The organism is Marinobacter similis, assembly GCF_000830985.1.
GTDB classification, from domain to species: Bacteria; Pseudomonadota; Gammaproteobacteria; order Pseudomonadales; family Oleiphilaceae; genus Marinobacter; species Marinobacter similis.
In genome coordinates this window covers 1,664,419-1,687,060 of record NZ_CP007151.1, presented here as the reverse complement: position 1 = coordinate 1,687,060, position 22,642 = coordinate 1,664,419, and the positions used below count along the sequence as shown (strand labels likewise).

General features: G+C 58.9%; 18 protein-coding genes and 3 pseudogenes. 8 read left to right on the top strand and 13 right to left on the bottom strand.

The genetic code is table 11. The features are described from left to right. Both AU14_RS07750 and AU14_RS07745 read left to right on the top strand, forming a co-directional pair. Positions 1–1,030 (top strand): annotated as a pseudogene (locus tag AU14_RS07750) (metal-dependent hydrolase). Between the two features lie 2 nt (positions 1,031–1,032). Beyond that, a complete protein-coding gene (locus AU14_RS07745) occupies positions 1,033–1,662 on the top strand; it encodes a pseudouridine synthase (RefSeq protein WP_269079124.1) in 630 nt (209 codons plus the stop codon). Positions 1,663–1,752: 90 nt separating this feature from the next. Here AU14_RS07745 and AU14_RS07740 read toward each other — a convergent pair whose 3' ends face one another. The 6 genes and pseudogenes from AU14_RS07740 to ald all read right to left on the bottom strand — a co-directional run bounded on the left by AU14_RS07740 (position 1,753) and on the right by ald (position 7,613). Next, positions 1,753–2,232 (bottom strand): asparaginase domain-containing protein, encoded by a 480-nt coding sequence (locus AU14_RS07740; protein WP_041340078.1) that lies wholly within the window; start codon positions 2,230–2,232, stop codon positions 1,753–1,755. A 42-nt stretch (positions 2,233–2,274) separates the two neighbouring features. Continuing rightward, the gene (locus AU14_RS07735) at positions 2,275–3,030 is read right to left on the bottom strand and encodes a serine hydrolase (RefSeq protein ID WP_236744546.1); all 756 of its coding nucleotides are present in this window, start codon (positions 3,028–3,030) and stop codon (positions 2,275–2,277) included. Positions 3,031–3,283: 253 nt separating this feature from the next. Next, positions 3,284–4,959: pseudogene (ilvD, locus tag AU14_RS07730) on the bottom strand (dihydroxy-acid dehydratase). A 133-nt stretch (positions 4,960–5,092) separates the two neighbouring features. Further along, a complete protein-coding gene (locus AU14_RS07725) occupies positions 5,093–5,704 on the bottom strand; it encodes a Yip1 family protein (protein ID WP_041340076.1) in 612 nt (203 codons plus the stop codon). A 194-nt stretch (positions 5,705–5,898) separates the two neighbouring features. Continuing rightward, on the bottom strand, positions 5,899–6,471 hold the full coding sequence (locus AU14_RS07720) for a glutathione S-transferase family protein (RefSeq protein WP_041340073.1): 573 nt from the start codon (positions 6,469–6,471) through the stop codon (positions 5,899–5,901). Positions 6,472–6,494: 23 nt separating this feature from the next. Further along, the gene (gene ald, locus AU14_RS07715; RefSeq protein ID WP_041340072.1) at positions 6,495–7,613 is read right to left on the bottom strand and encodes an alanine dehydrogenase; all 1,119 of its coding nucleotides are present in this window, start codon (positions 7,611–7,613) and stop codon (positions 6,495–6,497) included. 140 nt (positions 7,614–7,753) lie between these two features. On the opposite strand from ald, the gene AU14_RS07710 reads away from it, so the two are divergent. Continuing rightward, complete coding sequence (locus AU14_RS07710; RefSeq protein WP_041340069.1) at positions 7,754–8,566, top strand: dienelactone hydrolase family protein; 813 nt, start codon at positions 7,754–7,756, stop codon at positions 8,564–8,566. Here the strand turns inward: AU14_RS07710 and AU14_RS07705 are convergent. From AU14_RS07705 to cysZ, 6 genes and pseudogenes are all read right to left on the bottom strand, one after another. After that, positions 8,563–9,258 (bottom strand): lysophospholipid acyltransferase family protein, encoded by a 696-nt coding sequence (locus tag AU14_RS07705; RefSeq protein WP_041340067.1) that lies wholly within the window; start codon positions 9,256–9,258, stop codon positions 8,563–8,565. The two genes, AU14_RS07710 and AU14_RS07705, sit on opposite strands and share 4 nt — an antisense overlap. A gap of 164 nt (positions 9,259–9,422) precedes the next feature. After that, positions 9,423–9,629: a cold-shock protein gene (locus AU14_RS07700; RefSeq protein ID WP_041340064.1), complete on the bottom strand. Its 207-nt coding sequence runs from the start codon at positions 9,627–9,629 to the stop codon at positions 9,423–9,425. Between the two features lie 259 nt (positions 9,630–9,888). Continuing rightward, positions 9,889–10,269 carry a fluoride efflux transporter CrcB gene (gene crcB, locus AU14_RS07695; protein ID WP_041340062.1) on the bottom strand — a complete coding sequence of 127 codons (381 nt, stop codon included), beginning with the start codon at positions 10,267–10,269 and terminating at the stop codon, positions 9,889–9,891. Positions 10,270–10,464: 195 nt separating this feature from the next. Further along, a pseudogene (locus AU14_RS23255) lies at positions 10,465–12,914 on the bottom strand (acyl-CoA dehydrogenase). A 125-nt stretch (positions 12,915–13,039) separates the two neighbouring features. Then, positions 13,040–15,901, bottom strand: a complete 2,862-nt coding sequence (rapA, locus tag AU14_RS07685) for an RNA polymerase-associated protein RapA (RefSeq protein WP_041340060.1) — start codon at positions 15,899–15,901, stop codon at positions 13,040–13,042. 18 nt (positions 15,902–15,919) lie between these two features. Further along, a complete protein-coding gene (cysZ, locus tag AU14_RS07680; RefSeq protein WP_041340058.1) occupies positions 15,920–16,669 on the bottom strand; it encodes a sulfate transporter CysZ in 750 nt (249 codons plus the stop codon). A 97-nt stretch (positions 16,670–16,766) separates the two neighbouring features. Here cysZ and AU14_RS07675 point away from each other — a divergent pair, with 97 nt between their 5' ends. Beyond that, on the top strand, positions 16,767–17,171 hold the full coding sequence (locus AU14_RS07675) for a VanZ family protein (protein ID WP_041340056.1): 405 nt from the start codon (positions 16,767–16,769) through the stop codon (positions 17,169–17,171). A gap of 184 nt (positions 17,172–17,355) precedes the next feature. Here AU14_RS07675 and AU14_RS07670 read toward each other — a convergent pair whose 3' ends face one another. Beyond that, positions 17,356–18,258: a class I SAM-dependent methyltransferase gene (locus tag AU14_RS07670; RefSeq protein ID WP_094191179.1), complete on the bottom strand. Its 903-nt coding sequence runs from the start codon at positions 18,256–18,258 to the stop codon at positions 17,356–17,358. 136 nt (positions 18,259–18,394) lie between these two features. Between AU14_RS07670 and mnmH the strand changes: the two genes are divergently transcribed. The 4 genes from mnmH to AU14_RS07650 all read left to right on the top strand — a co-directional run bounded on the left by mnmH (position 18,395) and on the right by AU14_RS07650 (position 22,640). After that, positions 18,395–19,498, top strand: a complete 1,104-nt coding sequence (mnmH, locus tag AU14_RS07665; RefSeq protein WP_041340053.1) for a tRNA 2-selenouridine(34) synthase MnmH — start codon at positions 18,395–18,397, stop codon at positions 19,496–19,498. A 197-nt stretch (positions 19,499–19,695) separates the two neighbouring features. Then, the gene (locus AU14_RS07660; RefSeq protein ID WP_041340051.1) at positions 19,696–20,529 is read left to right on the top strand and encodes a mechanosensitive ion channel family protein; all 834 of its coding nucleotides are present in this window, start codon (positions 19,696–19,698) and stop codon (positions 20,527–20,529) included. A 182-nt stretch (positions 20,530–20,711) separates the two neighbouring features. After that, positions 20,712–21,317 (top strand): aminoacyl-tRNA deacylase, encoded by a 606-nt coding sequence (locus AU14_RS07655; protein WP_236744543.1) that lies wholly within the window; start codon positions 20,712–20,714, stop codon positions 21,315–21,317. A 27-nt stretch (positions 21,318–21,344) separates the two neighbouring features. Then, positions 21,345–22,640, top strand: a complete 1,296-nt coding sequence (locus AU14_RS07650) for an FAD-dependent monooxygenase (RefSeq protein WP_041340048.1) — start codon at positions 21,345–21,347, stop codon at positions 22,638–22,640. Positions 22,641–22,642 lie beyond the last annotated feature (2 nt).

Sequence of the window (22,642 nt, the reverse complement as noted above, 5' to 3'; positions counted from 1 at the left end):
ATGGACTCCATAACCCAAATGGCACTGGGTGCCTCCATTGCCGGCGCGGTAGCCGGCAAGACTCTGGGGCGGACCGCGCTGATTACCGGGGCCGCCCTTGGCACCCTGCCTGATCTGGATGTCGTGCTGGACTACGGCTCGGCGGTGGCCAACTTCACCCAGCATCGCGGGTTTAGCCATTCCCTGTTTGTTCTGATTCCACTGGCGATTGCGCTGGCCTGGGGGCTCTGGCGCTGGCGACCGGCGCTCGGTTTTCAGCGCTGGCTGGCGCTGACCTCGCTGGTACTGGTCACCCATCCATTGCTGGACAGCTTTACCACCTACGGCACCCAGCTGTTCTGGCCGATCGGTGGACCGATCGCGCTCAGCAGTATCTTTATCATTGATCCGCTCTACACCCTGCCGTTGCTGGCCGGCTGCCTGGCCTTTCTGCTCCGGCCGCCGGCCACTGGCGCCATCGCAGCGGGGCTGGCGGTGTCCAGCCTGTACCTCGGCTGGACCCTGTTCGCTCAACAGATCATTAGCGACCGTGTCCAGCCGGCGCTGGCCGAAGCCGGGCTTGAGGAATCCCGGGTGCTGGTCCAGCCCATGCCGTTCAACACCCGTGCTCTGGCGCGCTACCGCGCTCACCGAGCGCGATCACGTGGAGATTGTCACTGGCTTCTTCGACGGCAATACGCCTCTGAATCTGGAGTATTTCCCACGCCGCCCTGACCTGGCCCAGGCCGTAGCTGACTTCCCCGAAACCCAGCGACTGGAATGGTTCACCAAAGGCTTTCTGGATTACCGCATAGCGGGCAACCAGATTACCGCGACCGACATCCGACTGGGTATTCCGGGGGCCCATCCGTTTACCTTTGTGCTGGCGCAACGAAATGGCGATGCCCTGCAACCGGTCAACAGCAGTCAGAAACCGCGCCCGCCGCTTGATCCGCAGGCACTCGGCTTGCTCTGGGCCCGGCTCACCGGTGAAGCACCAGTTATCTGCCTGGCCAACCTGGCCATCCCTGCACCGGGTCAAAGCTGCTGATCATGACCCGGCTGGATCACTTCATCTCCACCAGTACCGAGCTGTCACGGAAGGAGGCCAAGCGCGCCATCAGTGCCGGGCGGGTGCACCTTGATGGCCAGCCCTGTAAATCGGCCAACATCAAGATATCGGCGGCAGTTGAGGTCACCCTGGATGGACAAGTGTGCACGCTGCCGGGCGAGCGCTATCTGATGTTGAACAAACCGGCTGGCGTGGTCAGTGCCACTCAGGACAGCGACCATCCCACCGCGCTGGACCTGCTGCCAAGCGACATTGCGCACACCCTGCACATCGCCGGTCGGCTGGACATAGACACCACGGGGTTGTTGCTGCTGACAACCGATGGTCAGTGGTCGCATAGGCTGACGTCACCAAGGATTGAATGCCCAAAAACCTACCGGGTCAGCCTGAGCAATCCGCTTACCCCGGAGGCTGCCCGCCAGCTGGAACAGGGGCTGCTGCTGCGCAATGACCCGAGCCCTACCCGGCCAGCACAGGTTCGAATGGTGGAGGACAAGATGATAGAACTGACCATTTCGGAGGGCCGCTACCACCAGGTTAAACGCATGCTGCAGCGGTGGGTAATCATGTGGAGGCTCTGCATCGCAGTCGCATTGGCAGCATCGCGTTAGATCCGACGCTGAATCCCGGCGAGTTCCGGGAATTGACGGCTGAGGAAGTGGCCTCAGCCGATTAAGATTAAGGCTCTGCCTGGGCGCGGTTCAGGTCCGCTCGAACCGCTGGGCTTTCAGATTCTTGCGCACAGACCCTGCCTCAAATACTTCGCCGTTCATGGCGATGTACACACCCGGCGCCAACAACTGCACGGCCGACCAGGCAAAACCGATATTGAACAGGGCATCGGTGCGACGCATGCGGGCCGGCTGCATGGCACCAATCAGCACGATGGTCTTACCTTCCAGCTTGGCCAATGCGGCGGCGGTGTCGGGCATGGTATCGGTGCCATGGGTGATCAGGATCCGGTCGCACTCGGAGGCGGACACCGCCTCCAGTACCGCCTGCCGATCGGCATCGGTCATTTCCAGACTGTCCTTACGCATCAGTTCCTGCACCCGGTAGCCGTCGTGGATATTGGACTCGGCCAACAACTCCGGCAACAACGAAGTCCCCACTTCGAACTGACTATTGGCGTCGAAATACACCTTGTCGATGGTGCCACCGGTGGTGAAAATCTGGATCATGACGGCTCGTTTTCCTGTTGGCGTCAGTTGGTACTGACGGAGTTATTTTTGGCAGCCGCATAGGCGCATTCTTTGACTGTTCATAGCGTCGGGCCGCCCTGGCCACCTGGCCTTTTGCGCCTGTATCCAGCCAGCGCTTGATGCGGCCGGCATCGCCCATGGGTGAGCGGGTGCGAGGGAATCCAGCAGCACGGTCACCACCTGTTTGCCATTCATCTTCGAGACCATCACCAGACACCGGCCCGCATCACTGAGATAGCCGGTCTTGCTCAGAGTCACACCCCAGCTGTCACGGTGCACCAGGGCATTGGTATTGCCGAACGACAAGCTATAGCGGGGGCTACGAAACCAGGCCCGATAATAGCCAGTAGTGGAGTACTCGCGAATCTCCGGGTGCCGCAGCGCCGCCTTTGCCAGCTTTACCAGATCGGCCGCAGTGGAGACATTGTCCACCGACAGCCCGGTTGGATCGACAAAGCGGGAACCAGTCATGCCTAATTCCCTCGCCTTGGCGTTCATAGCCTCAATAAAAGCGTCAAAGCCCCCGGGGTGACTTCGGGCCAGGGTGTAGGCAGCAAAATTCTCGGACGACATCAGGGCGATGCGCAACACCGCAGAGCGACGCATCTCGGAATCAATTCGTATCCGGCTATATGCGTTAGCGGCCGCGGGCGTATGGCGTTTCTTGAAGGTGAGCCATTCATCCAGCGGCTCACCGGAATCCAGCACTACCAGCGCCGTCATCACCTTGGTTAGCGAAGCAATGGGCACCGGGCGATTGGCATTTTTGCCAAACAACAGGTCGTCTCCATCCACCAGGCCGCGGCAGCGTTAACCGAGGCCAGATTCGGGCCCTGCTGTGCCGAAGCGGCCATGGGCAGGGCAAGTAGCAATAGATAGACGACGCAAGTCATCACGTCGCGCACGCCGGACCGTGCAAAACCTGAGTTCAAAATGGTTCCGTTCCTGTGTTCTATGGCTTAATCCGGGCAGGCGTTCGACCCGCCCGAATGTAATCTGGCCTGATTATACCAGCCAAAAGCCAACGCAATCATGGCAGATCGGTAACCGCACCCTTGGACGCCGAACTGACTGTACGCGCGTATTTGGCCAACACCCCGCGCTCGAACCGAAGCGCCGGTTCCTGCCAATTCTGACGCCGTTGTTCGAGGGTCTGTTCGGACACATCCAGCTCGATTCGATTGCTGACGGCATCGATGGTGATGGTGTCGCCATCCTCAACCAATGCAATCGGACCACCCTCAGCTGCCTCCGGGGTAATGTGACCGACTACGAAACCGTGACTGCCACCTGAGAACCGGCCATCAGTAATCAGGCTACGTCGTTACCCAGGCCCTTGCCCATGATGGCAGAAGTCGGGCTCAGCATCTCGCGCATGCCCGGACCACCCTTCGGGCCCTCGTAGCGAATCACCAGCACATCTCCGGCCACTACAGTGCCGTCCAGAATTCGTTCCTGGGCTTCTTCCTCGGAATGGAACACCCGCGCCCGTCCGGTAAAGCTGGTGCCTTCCTTGCCAGTGATCTTGGCGACCGAGCCGGTGGGGGCCAGATTGCCATAGAGAATGCGGAGGTGGCTGTCGGCCTTGATCGGATTGTCGAAGGCATGAATGATGTTCTGATCTTCCGGGTAGGGCTCGACGTCCGCCAGATTCTCAGCCAGGGTCTGACCGGTTACGGTCAGGCAGTCGCCGTGGAGCAGGCCACGCTCCAACAGCATTTTCATTAACGGCTGGATGCCGCCAATCGCCACCAGCTCGGACATCATGTAATGGCCGCTGGGGCGCAGGTCTGCCAGCACTGGAACCCGCTTGCCAATCTCAACGAAGTCTTCCAAATCAAGCCGGACACCCACGGTGCTGGCCATGGCCAGCAGATGCAGTACGGCATTGGTTGAGCCGCCCAGGGCGATCACCACCGCGATGGAATTTTCAAAAGCCTCCCGGGTCATGATGTCGGAGGGTTTGATGTCCTGCTCCAGCAGATTCAGCACAGCAGCCCCGGCAGCACGACAATCGGCCTCCTTGGTTTCAGACACCGCGTTCTGGGCGGAACTGCCGGGCAGGCTCATGCCCATGGCTTCGATCGCCGAGGCCATGGTGTTGGCGGTGTACATACCGCCACAGGAACCTGGGCCGGGGATCGCGGTTTCTTCGATCTGCTTAACCTCAATCAGGTCCAGATCGCCACGAGCGTGCGCACCGACGGCTTCGAACACCGAGATAATGTCCGTGTGATTCTCGCCCGGCATGATGGTGCCGCCGTAGACAAAGACCGAGGGGCGATTCAATCGCGCCAGTCCCATCATGCAGCCGGGCATGTTCTTGTCACAGCCACCAATGGCCACAAGGCCATCAAAGCCCTCACAGCCGGCCACGGTTTCAATCGAATCGGCAATGACCTCCCGGGACACCAGGGAATACTTCATGCCTTCGGTGCCATTGGCAATGCCGTCAGAGACCGTGATGGTGTTGAAAATCAGGGATTTGCCACCGGCCGAATCGGCACCAGCGGCGGATTGCCGGGCCAGGCCATCGATATGCATGTTGCAGGGGGTGAGATTACTCCAGGTAGACGCGATGCCCACCTGAGGTTTCTTGAAGTCGTCATCATTGAAACCAACCGCACGCAGCATGGCCCGGCTGGCAGATTTTCCGATACCGTCCACCACTGGGGACGAATAGCGCCGACGTTTGTCCTGGGTCATCGTTGCCTCTCCTGTTGCACTGTTTTATGTGCTTCAGGCTGGCAGAATCGACGCCGGCCGGCAATGGCTATTACAGCCCTATGCCGGCCGCCTCGAATCTTGAACGATGATCACGTTACTTCAGCTCAGAGCACTAGCCACTGACGAATACCGGGCCAACCCCGAAGTTCCAGAGAATCACGGAACCAACCCGGGTGGAGACCAGGATAACCAAAGCCACGGTCAGCAGCGCCCCGCCATAAAAAACCGCCCGGTCCTTATCAATCCCCATCACGATGGGCAGGCCATCGTACATCAACCACGCGCCGTAACAGGCCGCAATCAGGAAGACGATGGCATTAAACCAGGGCACCGGGTACAGCAGTGCAAATCCCGCCAGAAACAGCGGTGTGCACGAGTAGGATGCCAGCGCAATGCCGTACGACGGCACGTGCTCTTCCCTGGCTCCGTACGTTTTCGCCATCCAGTTAACGGCGTAACCAAGCGCAAACACACCCACCAGCATGGCGAGGTAAGTCAGCACACTCATTTGCAGGGCACTGATTTCCGTCAGCTTGATCAGCCGATCATTGCCGATGGTCCAGCCAAAGTGAGCGGTCGAGATGTACGCACAGATCGGGCCAATGGCCGCAAGAATGAAAACATAGGCGACGTAAAGGCGCCGTGGGGTGTGGTGTTCTTTTCGAATGGAAGCCCACTCATCATCGGGGTGAGTGAATAGACCAAATGCATGTGACAGGAGCATGGATGACCCCCTTGGATCGCTGTTTTTAGTATTGTCAGGTACGTTCCGCCGATCAACTCGGATCGAACGCCATCCTTCTCCCTTACTATAGTCAAGATCAGCGATTGGGGAAGCGGAATTGGTGAATTTTTGTTCCGACTGGGGCAGTCGAAATCAGGCCACCCCGGCAGGCTGCCGGTGGTGGCCTCACGGGATCAGCTCAAGCGCGGATCGGTCTCGGCAACCCAAGGTTTTTGCTGCCGACTGTCACGGAAGGCCAGCAGGCTCTCAACCCCCGCCCAGTCAACCAGGTCGCGGAATTCCAGCCAATCCACCAAGCAGTAAAGACAAATGGCCGGATAGTTCCAGTCTTCAAACTGGCCGTCGTCAACCATCGCAGCCAGAGTGCGCAGGGTCGTCATGATGCGCTCTCTCTGGAGGTTGAAGAACATCACGTCCTGCTTGGTATCGATGCCGGACTTTTCCGACAGCAGCAGGGTGACGGCAGAATCGTTGGCACCGTCAATCAGAGTCAGCTGGTTCTGCTGGTCCCAGGTCAGCGGGTCGCGGCCCTGCTTGGCGCTGACATAGCGTGCAATGACCCGGGAGTCGTAGATTTCCTGGCCATCGTCCTCCAGAACCGGGATTTTCAGGGTCGGATTCGTTTTCCGCAGCTCATCCCGGCCTTCGCCATAGATATTGAGATTGACGAAATCATAGCGTTCCTCATCCAGCAGGATGCGAATGCGTCGGACGTATGGCGAGGTGGTAGATCCAATCAGTTTCATGCTTTCTCCGAGGGTTTTACGGCTCAGGATCCCAGCAGGGATTCAGGGTCTGTGTATGAATGCCCGGTCGCTTCCGCCACCTCCCTGTAGGTTACCTTGCCACCGGACACATTGAGCCCGGCCAGCAAATGCGGATCGTCTTTCATGGCCTGCACCGGGCCCTTGTTCGCCAGCGCTGCCACGAACGGCAGGGTGACGTTATTGAGCGCCAGTGTTGAGGTGCGTGCCACGGCACCGGGCATATTGGCCACGCAGTAATGTACCACACCGTCGACCACGTACGTGGGGTCATCATGGGTGGTTGCCTTCGACGTTTCGGTACACCCACCCTGATCGATAGCCACATCTACAATGACGCTGCCTTCCGGCATCCGCTTGATCATGTCTCGGGTGACCAGCTTGGGTGCCGAGGCGCCAGGAATAAGTACGCCACCAATCACCAGGTCTGACTCGGTAACTGCCTGGTCCAGCGTCTGGGCCGTGGAAAAGAGCGTGCTGATGCGATTGCCATAGAGGTTGTCGAGCATACGCAGCACATCCATATTCCGGTCCAGCACCGTGACCTGAGCGCCCATGCCCACCGCCATGGCCAGCGCATTTTGGCCTACTACGCCACCACCGATAATGGCTACCTTGGCGGGACTAACACCGGGCACACCACCCAGCAAGACACCACGACCACCCATGGCTTTTTCCAGGCAATGAGCACCTGCCTGGATCGACATACGGCCGGCTACTTCCGACATCGGCGCCAGCAAGGGCAACCGGCCGGTCCGATCGGTCACCGTTTCATAGGCGATGCAGGTAGCCCCGGACTTCACCAGATCGTCGGTCTGCGCCTGGTCCGGCGCCAGGTGGAGATAGGTAAACAGGGTGTGATCCGGTCGCAGCATGGCCCGCTCCGCCGCCTGCGGTTCCTTGACTTTAACGATCAGCTCGGCCGCATCGAAGACCTCCTGGGCGGTGTCCAGAATGCGCGCCCCCGCTTGCCGGTAATCCTCGTCGGTGAAACCAATGGCCGCACCCGCGTTAGTTTCCACATAAACTCTGTGTTCGTGATTGCACAGTTCATGCACCGCGGCTGGCGTCATACCCACTCGGTACTCGTGGTTTTTGATTTCCTTCGGTACGCCGATTTTCACTGTAAACCCCCAGAGTTTATTGGCACTCGTTTATACGTTGCTAAAGTGTAGTTGAAGGGTATTACGTAAACAGTCGCACTTAAGTCCAAGACGACGACGGAAACCCAGCCAAGACCAATAAGCCAGGGAAGCTACTGACCATGCACTACTATCTGAGACCAGCTGTTCTTACTGCCTTAACCTTGATGCTCATTCACACGCAGGCGGGAGCGGAGATGCACACGGAAACAATCGACTACACGGTGGGAGACCAGACCTTTACCGGGTACCTTGCCTGGGATACCGAGTACGGCCAGAAACGCCCCGGTGTTCTGTTGGTCCATGAATGGTGGGGCCATAACCAGTTTGTGCGCGAACAGGCAGAGCAGATTGCCGCGGCCGGCTACACCGCCTTCGCCCTGGACATGTACGGTTCTGGCAAGCTGGCGCAGCACCCCGACACCGCCAAGCAGTTCATGCAGGAGGCCACCAGCGAGCCGGAACAGGTTAAAGCGCGGTTTGTCGCCGCCATGGAACTGTTGAAAAACCATGAGAGTGTCGACAGCAGCCGAATTGCAGCACAGGGTTACTGCTTTGGCGGTGCCGTGGTGCTGAACATGGCCCGGCTGGGGCTGGATCTCGACGGTGTGGTCAGTTTCCACGGCTCTCTGGGCAGCCCGGTCAAGGCTGAGCCTGGCCAGATCAAGGCACGGATACAGGTCTACACCGGCGGCGCCGATCCTTTCGTGCCCACCGAGCAAGTGGCCGGACTGGTAACCGAAATGCAGCAGGCCGAGGCGGACCTGACCCTGGTCAGCTTCCCGGGAGTCCAGCACTCCTTTACCAACCCGGGCGCGGACGCCGTTGCCGACCAGTTTGACATTCCTCTGGCTTACAACGAATCGGCGGCTAACCGTTCCTGGCAAGGCGCCATGACCTTCTATCAGGAGATTTTTAATCTGCCATCTGATTAGAGAGCACTGGCGATGGTTGCGCGCACCTGGTCCATCAAATTATCCAGAGGTACGTCGGCGGTTTCTACGGGCGGATGAATGACGATTTCGATCACGCCCGGACTGAAGTCGGCGCTGCCCTTGGGCAGACGATCGTGGGAACCGCGCACGGTCACCGGCAAAATGGGCAGCTGGCCATCCCGGGCAATGACAAATCCGCCTTTTTTGAACGGGAGCAGTTGGCCATCCCAGGACCGGGTTCCCTCCGGGAACATCAGAATGCCAGTGCCATCAGGCAATTGGGCAACACCCTGTTTGATACTCTCCAGCGCAGCGCTACCCTTGGATCGATCGATGAACAAATTGCGAGAGGTCTCCAGCGCCAGACCAAACAGCGGCACCTTGCGCAGCTCCTTTTTGATCACCCAGCGATACTGCAACCCCAGCGCGAGGACCAGTGCCGGAGGGTCAAAGTAAGAGGCGTGGTTACTCAGAATGACGTAGCGCTGATGGGACTGAATATTTTCCAGACCGCGCACCCGCAATCGGATACCGCAAACCTTGAGCATGCACCAAGCAAAAACCTGGGTTCCATGAAAGGCCGCATTTCCGCGTTTGCCGGTCAAGGCCGCCACAACGATGGGCAGGAATAAAATAACGGTGAGCAGGATGGCCCAGAAGAAAATCCAGATACTCTTGAGGGTCTTAAGCATGAAAGGGTCCTGTATTTCTCGACGTCCGTTTTAACGAGCAACAGGGGCACTAAGATTACACAGCGGGAGAAAAATCACAAAGCGGGTCAAAACGAGCGAGTTTTAACCACAAAAAAAGGCAGCCTGAGCTGCCTTTTTTCTGTTAATGCCTGATCCTTAAAGGATTACAGAGCAGTAACATTCTCCGCCTGAGGACCTTTCTGGCCCTGGGTAACGGTGAACTCAACCTGCTGGCCTTCTGCCAGGGTCTTGAAACCGCTGCCCTGAATTGCGCTGTAGTGAACGAATACGTCCGGGCCGCCTTCACGAGTAATAAAGCCAAAGCCTTTAGCTTCGTTGAAGAACTTAACAGTACCGGTAGTAGTAGACATACTTAAACTTCCTGAAATCAATCATTTAATCTGCCGCCGTACACCTCGTGGCGTAGGCTGGCGTTCACGGAAATACAGAACTCGCGGAATCAAAAACAGGACGGTCACTACTAACTGCGGAGGTACGTCTTATTCATGAAATGCTTTACTGAATCTTTCCTACGCGAATAACTGTACTCTTGATTTTTTGAGTTGCCAAGTGGATTTTCAATAATTTAAGTAAGTAGTGGTACCCACCCATATCGTGCTCAATCATTGGTCAACCGCGCACCAAACCAAAGCAGTAAATCCCGAACGCGGTCATCAACAATGACCCCACCACATGGGCCAGAATACCGGCCACCGCCATCCCCCACCGGCCCTGCTGCAAGGCCGCGAACATTTCCAGCGAGAAGGTCGAGAAGGTGGTCAACGCGCCGCACAGGCCGGTAATGGCAAACAACCGCCACTCCGGTGTCAGGGAGCTGCCGTGACTGAAATAACCGATCAACAAACCTATGAGCCAGCCGCCGCTGAGATTGGCCACCAAGGTGCCGTAGGGCACCGCATGATAGATACTATTGAGCCAGAGCCCCAGGGCCCACCTCAAGTTCGCACCGATAACGGCGCCGGCACTCACTGCCAGAACTGAAAGCCACATCCGCTCGGAATCTCCTCATTCGCTGACGTCGGCCGCGCCCCTTACCGGCGACCTGTCCTGAGTATGCCGACAATCACCAGGATAGTTAAGGTCTTGTTTGCCCTGAAGACTGGAGGCCCGGCACAAAAAAAGGGGCGCCTGTGTGCGCCCCTTTTCATTTCAACTGCTCCGGCTAGTCCGGTTCAGCTGGCCCGGTCAGGCCGGGTTGTGGTCGATGACCGTTTCCTTGTTGCGGGCAAACGCATCAAACGGAAAATCGTCCACGGTCAGCATTTCCAGCACCACCGCTTCGTACTTCCGCATAAAGTCGGCTTCTTCCTCGGTGTACACGCCGGCTTCCAGCGCCGCTTCAAACCGCTCTTCCGGATGCAGGGCGGTCATTGGCAGCTCACCCTTGGCGTAAGCCTTGGTGGCTTTGCGGTACAACTGTTCAGCTTTGTCGTAATCCTTCAGCAGGCCGTTGTACTGCGCCAGCGGATTTTCCACCGAACCTTCACCGTCCTCAGTCCAGACACCGGCAATCAGCTTCTTGCGGATTGGCGTATCGGTGGAGATGGCCCGCGCCAACTTCCGTGACAGGTCGTCGTGCGGTGCATCCCAACGGCGGCCCAGCGGCATGGTGATCGCTCGCAGAGCCAGCGCCACCGGGCGGCTCGGCAGGTTCTGCAGGAACTCATCGAGCGCGTTTTCGGTGCGATACAGCAGCAAGCCGAGGCTGTATTCCATCACCTCTTTCTCGCCTTCCACCGGCTGCCCCTCGTGCCAGTTCTTCAGCACCATAGAGGCCAGGTAGAGGTTAGACAGCATGTCACCGAGGCGTGCGGAGATCAGCTCGCGCATCTTCAATTCGCTGCCCAGCGTGGTCATGGCAGCATCGGCACACAGACCGAAGGCCGCACTGAAGCGAGCCACTGCCTGGGCGTACCGGCGACTGGCACTGTCGAACGGTACGTCGGCTTTGCCCAGACCCAACGCCTGGGTAAAGGCTCGGGCGGCGTTGCCGAAGATCAGGCCGGCGTGACCGAAGAAGGCCTCGTCGAACGCCTTGATATCATCGGCGTCCTTGGCCGCCAATTCTTTCAGCACGTACGGATGACAGCGGATGGCACCCTGACCAAAGATCATCAGGCTGCGGGTCATGATGTTGGCGCCTTCGACGGTAATCGACACCGGCGAACCACTGAAGCCAATGCCCAGGTAGTTGCGCGGCCCCAGGGTGACGGTCTTGCCACCGTGCACGTCCATGGCGTCGGACAGGACACCACGCTGGAACTCAGTCAGGTGGTATTTCAGGATCGCTGACGGCACCGCCGGTTTCTCACCCCGATCGATCATGTTCGCGGTGTGGTTAACGGCGGCCTGAGAAATGTATGTCTTGCCCGCGATCCGGGCCAGCGGCTCCTGAACGCCTTCCATGTCGGCCACCGGAGTGTTGAACTGGCGTCGAATACGGGTGAAGCCACCAGCGGTACCCACCGAATAGGCGGCTGCGCCTGCAGCACCGGACGGCAGGGTGATGCAGCGTCCGACAGACAGGCACTCAACCAGCATACGCCAACCCTGGCCTGCCATTTCCTGGCCACCGATGATGTATTCCAGCGGAATGAACACGTCTTTGCCCTTGATAGGACCGTTCAGGAACGGCGTACCGATCGGGCAGTGCCGGCGGCCAATTTCCATGCCGTCGGTATCACGGGGAATCAGGCACAGGTAATGCCGTAATCCTTCTGCTCGCCCAGAAGACCATCCGGATCGAACATACGGAACGCCAGCCCCACCACCGTGGCAATGGGTGCCAGGGTGATCCAGCGCTTTTCGAAATTGAGCTTGATGCCCACCACTTCCTTGCCATTAAACTCGCCCTTACAGACGATACCGGCATCCGGCAGCGACGTGGCATCCGATCCGGCGCGAGGGCCAGTCAAGCCGAAGCAAGGAATCTCACGGCCATCGGCCAAACGCGGCAGGTAATGGTTCTTCTGTTCGTCGGTGCCGTACTTGAGCAGCAGCTCGCCTGGGCCGAGGGAATTGGGTACCCCGACCGACACCATCAGCATTTCGTTGGCGGCCAGTTTCTGCAGCACTGCCGTCTGGGCTTTCGCAGAGAACTCAAGACCGCCGTATTCCTTTGGAATGATCATGCCGAAGAACTTCTCTTTCTTCAGGAAGTCCCACAGTTCCTTCGGCAAATCGGCGCGTTCAACCGCCAGATCCCAGGCATTGCACATGGAAATAGCCTGGGCGCACTGGTTGTCGACAAACGCCTGTTCCTCTTCACTCAATCCGGTGTGACGGTTGATCAACAGGTTGTGCCAGTCGGGCTGACCGGTGAACAGCTCGCCGTCCCAGCCGACGGTACCCGCTTCAAGGGCGACCTTTTCGGTGTCTGACACTTTCGGCGCCACTTTCTTGAAGGTGGCGAAGATTTTCGGTGTCAGCCAGCTCTGCCGGAAGCCCGGCAGGCCTGCTGCAGCAGTAACACCTGCTCCGACAAACAAAATCAGGGCCAGCCAACCGGAGGCAAAAATCCAGGAAAGCAGTCCCGTCACAACCATCACGCCAATAGCCGGCGTGGCACCAGATTCACGACGCATCACGACCAGCAGGCCGGCCAACGCCACAACAAACAGAATGAAGGTCATCATAGGTTCTCTCAGTCATCCATGGTTCGTAACATACTTAGACGAAAGTAGGTACGCCCACACTACCTCATCAGATGAGCGCTTAACAGCGGTCGCAAATCAGTATGTTATCCCTGCCTCATCCAAAATCAGGAGGTGACGATCACCCGAATGCCCTCAAGCGCCAGACTGGCGCTGCCTATGGCATCCCGGGCGGCGTCAAGCTGGGTGCGGAAATAATCGATCTCCTCATCCCGGATCGCCGGATTTACGGCCTTTAACGCCTCCAATCGACGAATTTCAGGCTCAAAACTTGCCTCTACCCGCTCCAGAGCCTGCTTTTTCAAGGGTTCGAGATGGGGCTCCGACAGACGCTCGGCGTGATCGACCATGGTTTCAACCTGGGGCCGGATCTGCGGCACGATGGCCTGAGCGGTTCGGCGCCGGATGTTGGAGCTGAGTTTGTTCAGCTGGTCATGGGGCAACGCCTTGGACAATTCCTTGCCATTCACATCCACCAGCAGGCGCAGGGGCGAGACCGGCAGATAGCGCGACAGCTGCAACGATTCTGGCGCCGGGCAATGCACGGTATACAGCGCTTCCATCAGCAGCGTGCCGGCCGGCAACGCCTTGACCGAGAGATTAGCCAGGGCGGCCTTGCCCAGGCCGGAACTGGTTACCGAGTCCATTACGCCGGTGACCATTGGGTGCTCCCAGCTCATGAACGCCAGATCTTCCCGCTCCAGGGCCTGCTGCCGATCCCAGGTCACGGTGATCCCCTCTTCCGGCAGCTCGGCCACGTGCCCGGCGTGATACTGCTCGCCCGGACGCAAGACATCGGAATGATCGCTGTGATCCTCCACATCCACGCCCAGTATGTCGAACGCTTCCATCATGTAATCACGGACCTGAGCGGAGTTCTCCTCCGCGTCGATATCGTCGATAAGCTGATCGGCAACGTCCCGGCGGCACGAATTCAGCTCAATCAGGGCATCGCGGCCGTTCTGCAGCATCGTGCGCAGGCGCGCGGCTTCTTCGGCCGTGGCCGCCACCAGGCCATCCAGCTGAGCGGTGTCACCGTCCAGGGCGCTCTGCCACTGACCCTGAACCTGCTCCTGCACGGCGACGCCAACGGCGCAACTCTCGGCAAAAGCATTCAGGCCCTCGTGGAACCAGCGGTACTGCACTTCCTGGGCGGTGCCCTGCAGGTAGGGAATGTGAATATCGACGGTGTCGGTCTGGCCAATACGGTCCAGACGACCGATGCGCTGCTCCAACAGATCCGGGTTGGCCGGCACGTCGAACAGCACCAGGTGGTGCGCGAACTGGAAATTACGGCCTTCACTGCCGATTTCAGAGCAAATCAGCGCTTGGGCGCCCTGCTCGGTATCAGCGAAATAGGCTGCCGCCCGGTCCCGCTCAATCAGGCTCAGGTGTTCGTGGAAAGCGGCACTGCGGATACCTGCGCGCAGCTGCAGGTAATGCTCGAGCGCTATGGCGGTCTCGGCCCGGGCACAGATCACGACCACCTTGGCCGGACGCAGGCCTGCCAGTGTCTTCTCCAGCCAAGCCACGCGGGGGTCGTCAGACAGCCATTGGTCTTCCTCCACGGCTTGTTCCGGCGCCAGGCCATCTTGGCCCCAGGCCTGGCCCTGGTACATCTCCGGGCACGGCAGCGGTGCTGGCAAGGGGCGACGCTCCGGGAAGCCCTGGATCGCGGCCCGGGTATTGCGAAACAGCACCCGGCCGGTCCCATGACGGTCCAGCAGCGCATCGATGATGGCCTGATGCGGCTGATCGCCGGCCAACAGCTGATCCAGCTCATCCCCGAGCCAGGCCTGAAGCGCCGCACGGTCATCGGCGGTCATCTCCGAGCCTTCGTCCTGCAGGCGCCGAACCACGGCATTAATAGCCTCGTACTGCTGCTCTTCCTGCTTGAACGTCTCCAGGTCGTGGAAGCGCGCCGGATCCAGCAGCCGTAATCGGGCAAAGTGGCTGGCCACGCCGACCTGTTCCGGGGTCGCGGTCAGCAACAACAGGCCACGACTGGCGGCGGAGAGTTCCTCAACCACCTGGTACTCGGTGCTGGTTTCCTCCGGGCTCCAGGCCAGATGATGGGCCTCATCGACAATCATCAGGTCCCAGCCCGCTGCAACCGCATCTTTCTGTGCCTGCTCGTTGCTGGTCAGGAAATCCAGACTGCACAGCACCAGTTGCTCGGTCTCGAACGGATTGACGGCCTCTTCTTCACCGAAGATGTGACTCATCAGGGCATCGACGTCGTCCTGATCGTCTTTGAGCGCGTCGTAGCGCTCCTGGTCAATCAGCGAGAAGCGCAGGTTGAACCGGCGCAGCATTTCCACCAGCCACTGGTGCAGCAGCGAATCCGGCACCACCACCAGTGCCCGCTTGGCGCGGTTGGTATGCAGCTGGTAGTGCAGGATCAGGCCGGCCTCAATGGTTTTACCCAGACCAACTTCATCCGCCAGCAGCACCCGAGGCGCGTGTCGCTTGGCCACTTCGTGAGCGATGTAGATCTGGTGCGGCAGGTGCTGAGTCCGGGCGCCGATCAGGCCCTGGGCCGGCGAGGCACGTAGCCGGTCCTGGTGCTGAACCGTGGCCATGCGCAGGCGGAACGCCCCATTGCGATCGAACTGGCCAGCAAACAGGCGCTGGTGAGGTGCCGAAAAGTTCACCGAGCTGCTCAGCTTAACTTCCGAAATTTGCTGGATGTTTTCGCCGTCATCGGCGTGGTACATCAACACGCCACCAATATCTTCAACGGCCTGCACGACATAGTGCTCGCCGTCGTAGGTCTCGATCTCCTCGCCCATTTGGTAAATGATCCGGGACAGGGGCGCGTTGTCGATGGCGTAGGTGCGCTCCTCGTCGGCGGCCGGGAAGCCCAGGGTGACTCGACGGCCGGAGATATCGGTGACGATCCCCAAGCCCAGAGCGGTATCACTGTGACTGACCCAACGCTGACCGATGACAAATTCCGACGTATCCAAGAAACCTCCAAACAGAAATTAGTGTCGGGTAGCGCCGTTTTCGCGCACCCAGTAGGCCGTGGCACCGCATACCGCCGCGGGCACGACCACAAGATTAAGAACCGGCACCATGGCCGCCAGGGCAACCGGCAAACCAAAACCGAAGGCCGACAACCGGGTATCACCCAGCAGTCCCCGCAGCGCCTTGAAGCTGACCTTGTGGTTGTCGGCCGGGTAATCGACGTACTGCAACGCCATCATCCAGCTGTTGAACAGGAACCACAGCACGGCCGCAACCAGGTTAACCACCGGAATCAGACCAATGATCAACAATCCAAGAGCCCGCGGCAGGTAGTACAGGATTTTCTGCACCTCGCGCAGCAGCACCCGGGGGATGTCTTTGACGATGGCAGCCCAGCTGTCTTCTGTGGTCACTTCCTGACCGGTGAGGTGTTTTTCGGTGAGTTCGGCCAGGTAGCCGTAGAAAGGCGCCCCAATCAGGTTGGCCACGATCACAAAACCGTAGGCCAGCATCAGCAGGATGACCGCGCCATAGAGCAGCCAGAACAGCCAGTCCAGCGCCTGCAACCAGGCCCAGTCAGGCAACCAGCCCATGGCAGCGGCAATCAGTCCGGCGAACATTTCGGCCAGGAAATAGAACAGCAGCCCAAACAGCAGGACGTTTATAACCAGGGGGATGATGACAAACAGGCGCAGGCCAGGCTGTCGAATCAGCCGGAAGCCTTCTCCCAGATAGCCCAGTCCTCGAAAAAAATTACCCTTGAGCATTCCGGTAGGCCCTCCGCTTCAATGACAGTGACGGGGCGCAAAGCATATCATGTTGCCACCATTCCCACAGCCCGAGGCCGCCTACGGAAATTCCCCCATGGCAGATTTGAAACACCAGGTTCTAACCCTCCTTCGCTGTCGGCCACTATGGCGAATTGCCCTGCTCATTTCCGTGGTAGCCATCCTGTTCCTGGCTACCACGGCGAACCCCTACCCCGTGCCGGCCTCGGCCAGCGACAAGGTCAACCACGTGATCGCGTTTATCGAGCTGACCCTGCTTACGCGCCTGTCCTGGCCCGAGGTCAAGGCCCTGTGGTTCGCCCCGGCATTACTGCTGTTTGGCCTGGCGATTGAAGGTATCCAGGCCGGCCTACCCTACCGGGAATTTTCATTAGCGGACCTTGCCGCTGACGGCGCCGGTATCGCACTCGGATTGTTGCCCTGGCCCGGACTACGACAGGCCGAAAACCCGGACTTGAGAGATTCGCCCAAATCCTTGTGAGATATTTCCTACATGTACGTAAGACGATACAGCGAAATTACGTACGCAGCTTGGAAACCCATCAGCCAAGAGATCGCCAACTAATTGAATACCAGCGATTTAATTCCATAGCGCCCAATTCGTGTCAAAAACTCGCGGACTCGCGTCACAAGTCTGTAAAGCAGGAATTGCTATAGTGTTTACATCAAGGATGAGAAGGATAAGGACGACGCATTGGACGCACCCCTGCAAGGATTGCAGGGAGAGGCAGGGACACATGGACGCCTCGCTTAAAGGGTAGATTCGGAACGCCGGCTAGGACGCCAGCACCAGGGAGCGGCACAGGGACTCGCAACAAGGTTGTTGCCCTTTGCGCAAGGAAGCGCCGACTTGTTTCGACAAAGCATTGAAAAGGGTAGCCTGAGCGCTGCCCTTTATTTTTTACCCCGCCAGAATCATGCTCCGCCACGTAAATTCGCACCCGATTGAACTCTCCAAACTCGTTCAGATCCGGCCAGGTTCGCGCCTCCACGACAGTCTGTTGCTCATAGGCATCGTCACCCAGATCCCGGACTCTCGAATCTGCCAGCAGAACCGTTGGCACTGCACTTCGGAAAACCTTCAGCAATGGCCGATTTTCAGGATCGTACAGCACATCTGCCGCGGTCATCACATCGATACCATCGGGCCGGGCTTGCCAGTCGTCGCACAAGGTCACCGACACTTCGTTCAAAGCCGCGTTCGCCGCCACTGCATCCAGAGAAGCCGGATCAAGATCACAGGCAATCACCTCGCGGGCACCGGCGAGAGCAGCGGCGATCGCAACGATGCCGGAGCCCGAACCGAAATCCAGCACCCGCTTATCCGCCACCGAGCCGGGATTTTCCAGTATCCAGCTTGCCAGAACCTGACCGCTGGCCCAGCAAAACGACCAATACGCCGGTTCTGCCACCACCGCCTGGGCTTCATCGTGGCTAAGCGGGCCTTCCAACACCGACGGATCAAAAAGATGCAGTGGAATCCTTGAACAACCGGCCGGCCGCGACACCGCCACCCGGCCCCGGCTCAGGGTTTTGCGCAAATGCTGATCAAGACACTCGGGGGACATCCGCTCTCCGCACTGATTGGTTTCTTGGGCTCGCCATTGTACCCAGCTCTCGGGGGTGGCACAGCGCTCGGCGAGCAGAAAAACGCCAGTTCGGCTATACTGGCGCCTCATTTTCCGCAACCGGTTACACCCTGAAATGGCAACCAGACCCGACACCGACGACTACCTGTCACTGTTCCTGAATGATGTCCCGCTGATGGACGTCCGGGCACCGGTAGAGTTCGCCAGAGGCAGTTTTCCAACTGCCGAAAATGCCCCGCTGATGAATGATGACGAACGCCATCAGGTGGGCATCTGCTACAAGGAGCAGGGGCAGGACAAGGCCATCGAACTGGGGCACCAGCTTGTCAACGGCGACATCAAGGCCGAGAGAATTGAGGCCTGGAAGCAATTCGTCCGACAACACCCGGAAGGCTACCTGTTCTGTTTTCGCGGCGGTTTGCGCTCACGCCTGACCCAACAGTGGATCAAGGATTCAGGCATTGACTACCCACTGGTTCAGGGCGGCTACAAGGCCCTGCGGCGTTTTCTCATCGACAGCCTGGAGCAGCGTCTTGAAGCTGGCGAATTCCAGGTCCTGAGTGGCCGGACCGGTACCGGCAAAACCCGGGTTCTGCAGAAGATGCCCAACCCGGTGGATCTCGAAGGCCTGGCCAACCATCGCGGTTCAAGTTTTGGTCGCCAGGTTACCCCGCAGCCGTCACAGATCGATTTTGAGAACCGTCTCGCGATTGCCCTGCTGAAGGCCCATCACTTCCAGACCGGGCCCGTGCAGCTCGAAGACGAGAGCCGCCTTGTAGGGCGCTGTGCGTTGCCGGAGACTCTGCGCGAGCGGATTTCAGCGACCCCCCTGCTGGTACTGGAACGCTCGCTGGAAGAACGCACCACCATCATCCGCGAGGATTACGTCGAGGGCATGTGTGCCGACTACCTTTCCCGCGATGGCGAGGAAAATGGCTGGCTGAATTTCCAGGAGTATCTGCTGAGCGCCCTTGACCGCATTCGCAAACGACTAGGCGGTGAACGCCATCAAAAGCTCAGGAAAGTGATGGAAGACGCCCTGACCCTTCAGCACCGCCAGCACGACCTCAGCGGCCACGATGTCTGGATTCAGGCCCTGCTCCAGGACTACTACGACCCCATGTACGACTACCAGTTGAACAAGAAACAGGGTCGAATTCTTGTCCGAGGAGGCCCGAAAACCATCATCGAGTGGGCCAATTCTGGCGCAACTGCGTAGACCCGGCCGTAACCCAAGTTCCGATCAGGATCTTCTGAAGGTTCATGCAAGGCACTATCAGGATCCAACCAAGATCCTGCGGGCAGGCCGGTAAAACATTTGTCTGCTATAAACAATGCAGAAAACGCATTTTTTTCATGAGCCTATTTCCCTTACCCTTGGGTCAATCTCAAAACTAACGAACAAGGAGTCCCCCTATGGAAGACCTATTCGGATCTGAAGGCAGTGCTTCAGAGCTGATCGAGCAAGCCATTTCCCTGACAATGACTTACGCACCCAAAGTCGTTCTGGCCATCGTTACGCTGTTCATTGGCCTGTGGCTGATCAACCGCTTTGTCGGCGTGCTCGACGTCAAGCTTGGCAAGAAAGACCCAACCCTGAACAAGTTCCTGTGTGGCCTGATCAGTGCGGTCCTCAAGATTCTTCTGCTCATTTCCGTGGCCTCCATGGTGGGCATCGCCACCACCTCCTTCGTCGCCATCATTGGTGCCGCCGGCCTGGCAATTGGTTTCGCTCTGCAGGGCAGCCTCTCCAACTTCGCAGGCGGTGTACTGATACTGATCTTCAAGCCGTTCAAGGTGGGCGATACCATCGAAGCTCAGGGATTCCTGGGTGCCGTTGACGAGATCAGCATTCTTTACACCATCGTTAACACCTTCGATAACCGTCGTATCGTGATCCCCAATGGCAGCCTTTCCAATGCCACCCTGGTGAACGTCAGCATCTATGAGAATCGCCGCTGCGACATGACTTTCGGCATCGGCTACGACGACGACATCGATAAGGCCAAATCCATACTGAAGCGCTTAATGGAAGAAGACGATCGCAGCCTCACGGATCCGGCTCCCCGTATTTGCGTCGGCAGTCTCGGAGACAGCTCCGTCAATCTGATGTTCCGAGTCTGGGTACCTACTGATGACTTGTGGCCATACTACTGGGACATGCAGGAAAAAGTGAAGAAAGCCTTTGACGCCGAAGGCATCACCATTCCGTTCCCGCAGCGCGACGTGCACATGTACAAGGCCGAGTGATCAGCAAGAGTAATCGGCAAACACCGTTGCGCTTTGATACATCTGGTTACTCGCAAACCGCGGATCCTCGACTAAGATGACGGTTAATGGTGGAGTTTACGGGCTCCACCAGGCCGTCCGGGCCCGTCACAGACATCACAACGGCCCCGAAACGCTGTCATTGCTGGTAGGAGGCTGTCACTATGCCCGCACAGCAGTTGAAGGACTTTCTCGATGAGGCCGCCGTGGAGTACATGTGCCTCTCACACCCCCCTGCGTTTACCGCCCAGGAACTGGCGCACCACGTAAAAATAGCCGGCGACCGTGTTGTTAAAACCGTCATCATCGAGCTGGACGGCAAGATGGCCATGCTGGTCATGCCCGCGACCTGGCGTATTCGCTGGGACCGCCTATCCCGAATCCTCGACACCGACTTCATTGATCTGGCTGACGAACAGGAGTTCAAGGACCGCTTCCCGAACTGTGAAGTGGGGGCCATGCCGCCCTTCGGCAACCTGTTCGGCATGTCGGTCTACTGCAGTGAGGCATTGACTGAACAACCAGAGCTGGCCTTTGCCGCCGGCAGTCATACCGAATCGGTGCACATGAAAACATCCGACTTCCTTACTCTGGTCCAGCCGATGATCTTGAATCAGGCTTCAAAAAACCAGGAACCAAGAAACCCGCGTGGCTGGCGAAAGGTCGGCGGCGCCCTGAAGATCTGCGACCCAGTGAACCCACTGTGGCCGGCTACTAAAGCTACACGACTGCCCCCTCGGGTCGCTTGTCTGAGCTGTGCCATCGCGTAAACTGGTGGCTTCAGACAGGAACCCAATATGACGCACGCATTTGACATAGTGGTGGTTGGCGCTGGCATGGTCGGCGCCGCCCTCGCAACCGGCCTGGGCCAACAAGGCTTCCGGGTCTGTTTGATCGACCGCCTGGAAGCCCCAGCCTTTGACCCAGACGCAGCGCCAGATATCCGGGTGTCGGCACTCAGCGCCGGCAGCCAACGCTATCTCGATAGCCTGGACGCATGGGACCAGATCACCAGCATGCGCAGCACCCCCTACCGCCGACTCGCCGTCTGGGACGAAACCCGTCACCCGCTCAGCAAGCTGATGCCCCGCCAACTGACCCGCGTCGAATTTGACGCTGCCGGCCTGGGCGGCAGCCACTTGGGCCACATCGTCGAAAACTCGGTGACCCAACGGGCGCTCTGGCAATCAGCACAAGCGCAGGACACCGTCACGACACTGACCGGATTGAGCGTCGTCGCGCTGGAAGAAAACGACACGACCGCCACCCTGATTCTGGATGACGGCCAGCGATTGGAGGCACAACTGGTCGTGGGCGCCGACGGCGCACAATCAAAAATCCGGGACCTGGCTGGTATTGGCATCAACCGCAATCAGTATGCGCAGCAGGCCATGGTGATGTCGGTGCGCTACCAGGGTCCGGTGGATGACATCACCTGGCAGGGATTCTGTCCCAGCGGGCCCAGAGCCTTCCTGCCACTGCACAGCGCCGAACCCGACCACCCGGGCGAAAGTTGGGCATCACTGGTCTGGTACGACTCTCCGGAGGAATTAGCGCGGCTCAAGGCGCTGCCCGAAGAACATTTGCTGCAGGACATCCAGACAGCGTTCCCGCCGGAACTGCCCCAGCTCACGCACCTCGAGGCCCGAGCAAGCTTTCCCATTGCGCGCCAACACGCCAAACGCTACTTCTCGGGCCGGGTGGTATTGGCCGGCGATTCTGCCCATACGATCAATCCCCTGGCAGGCCAGGGCGTGAATCTCGGTTTTCAGGATGCCCAGTGCCTGCAGGGGCAGCTCAAAGAGGCCGCCCGGGCCAACACGGACCTGGCCGATCCGGCCTGGTTACAGCAGTATGAAGCACTGCGACGTCCGGCCAACCGGCGGATGATGATGACCATGGACCTGTTCTATCATCTGTTCAGCAATCGCGTGCCACCCCTGCACCTGCTGCGCAACCTGGGTCTCGGCGCCGCCCGCGCCCTGCCCTTCGCCCGCAATCAGGTGGCGCGCTATGCTATGGGCATTGATGAAAGATTACCGGCCGGGCTCAGCCAGCTGATCGACCGGATTCCCGGCCTGCGTCAGCTCTGACG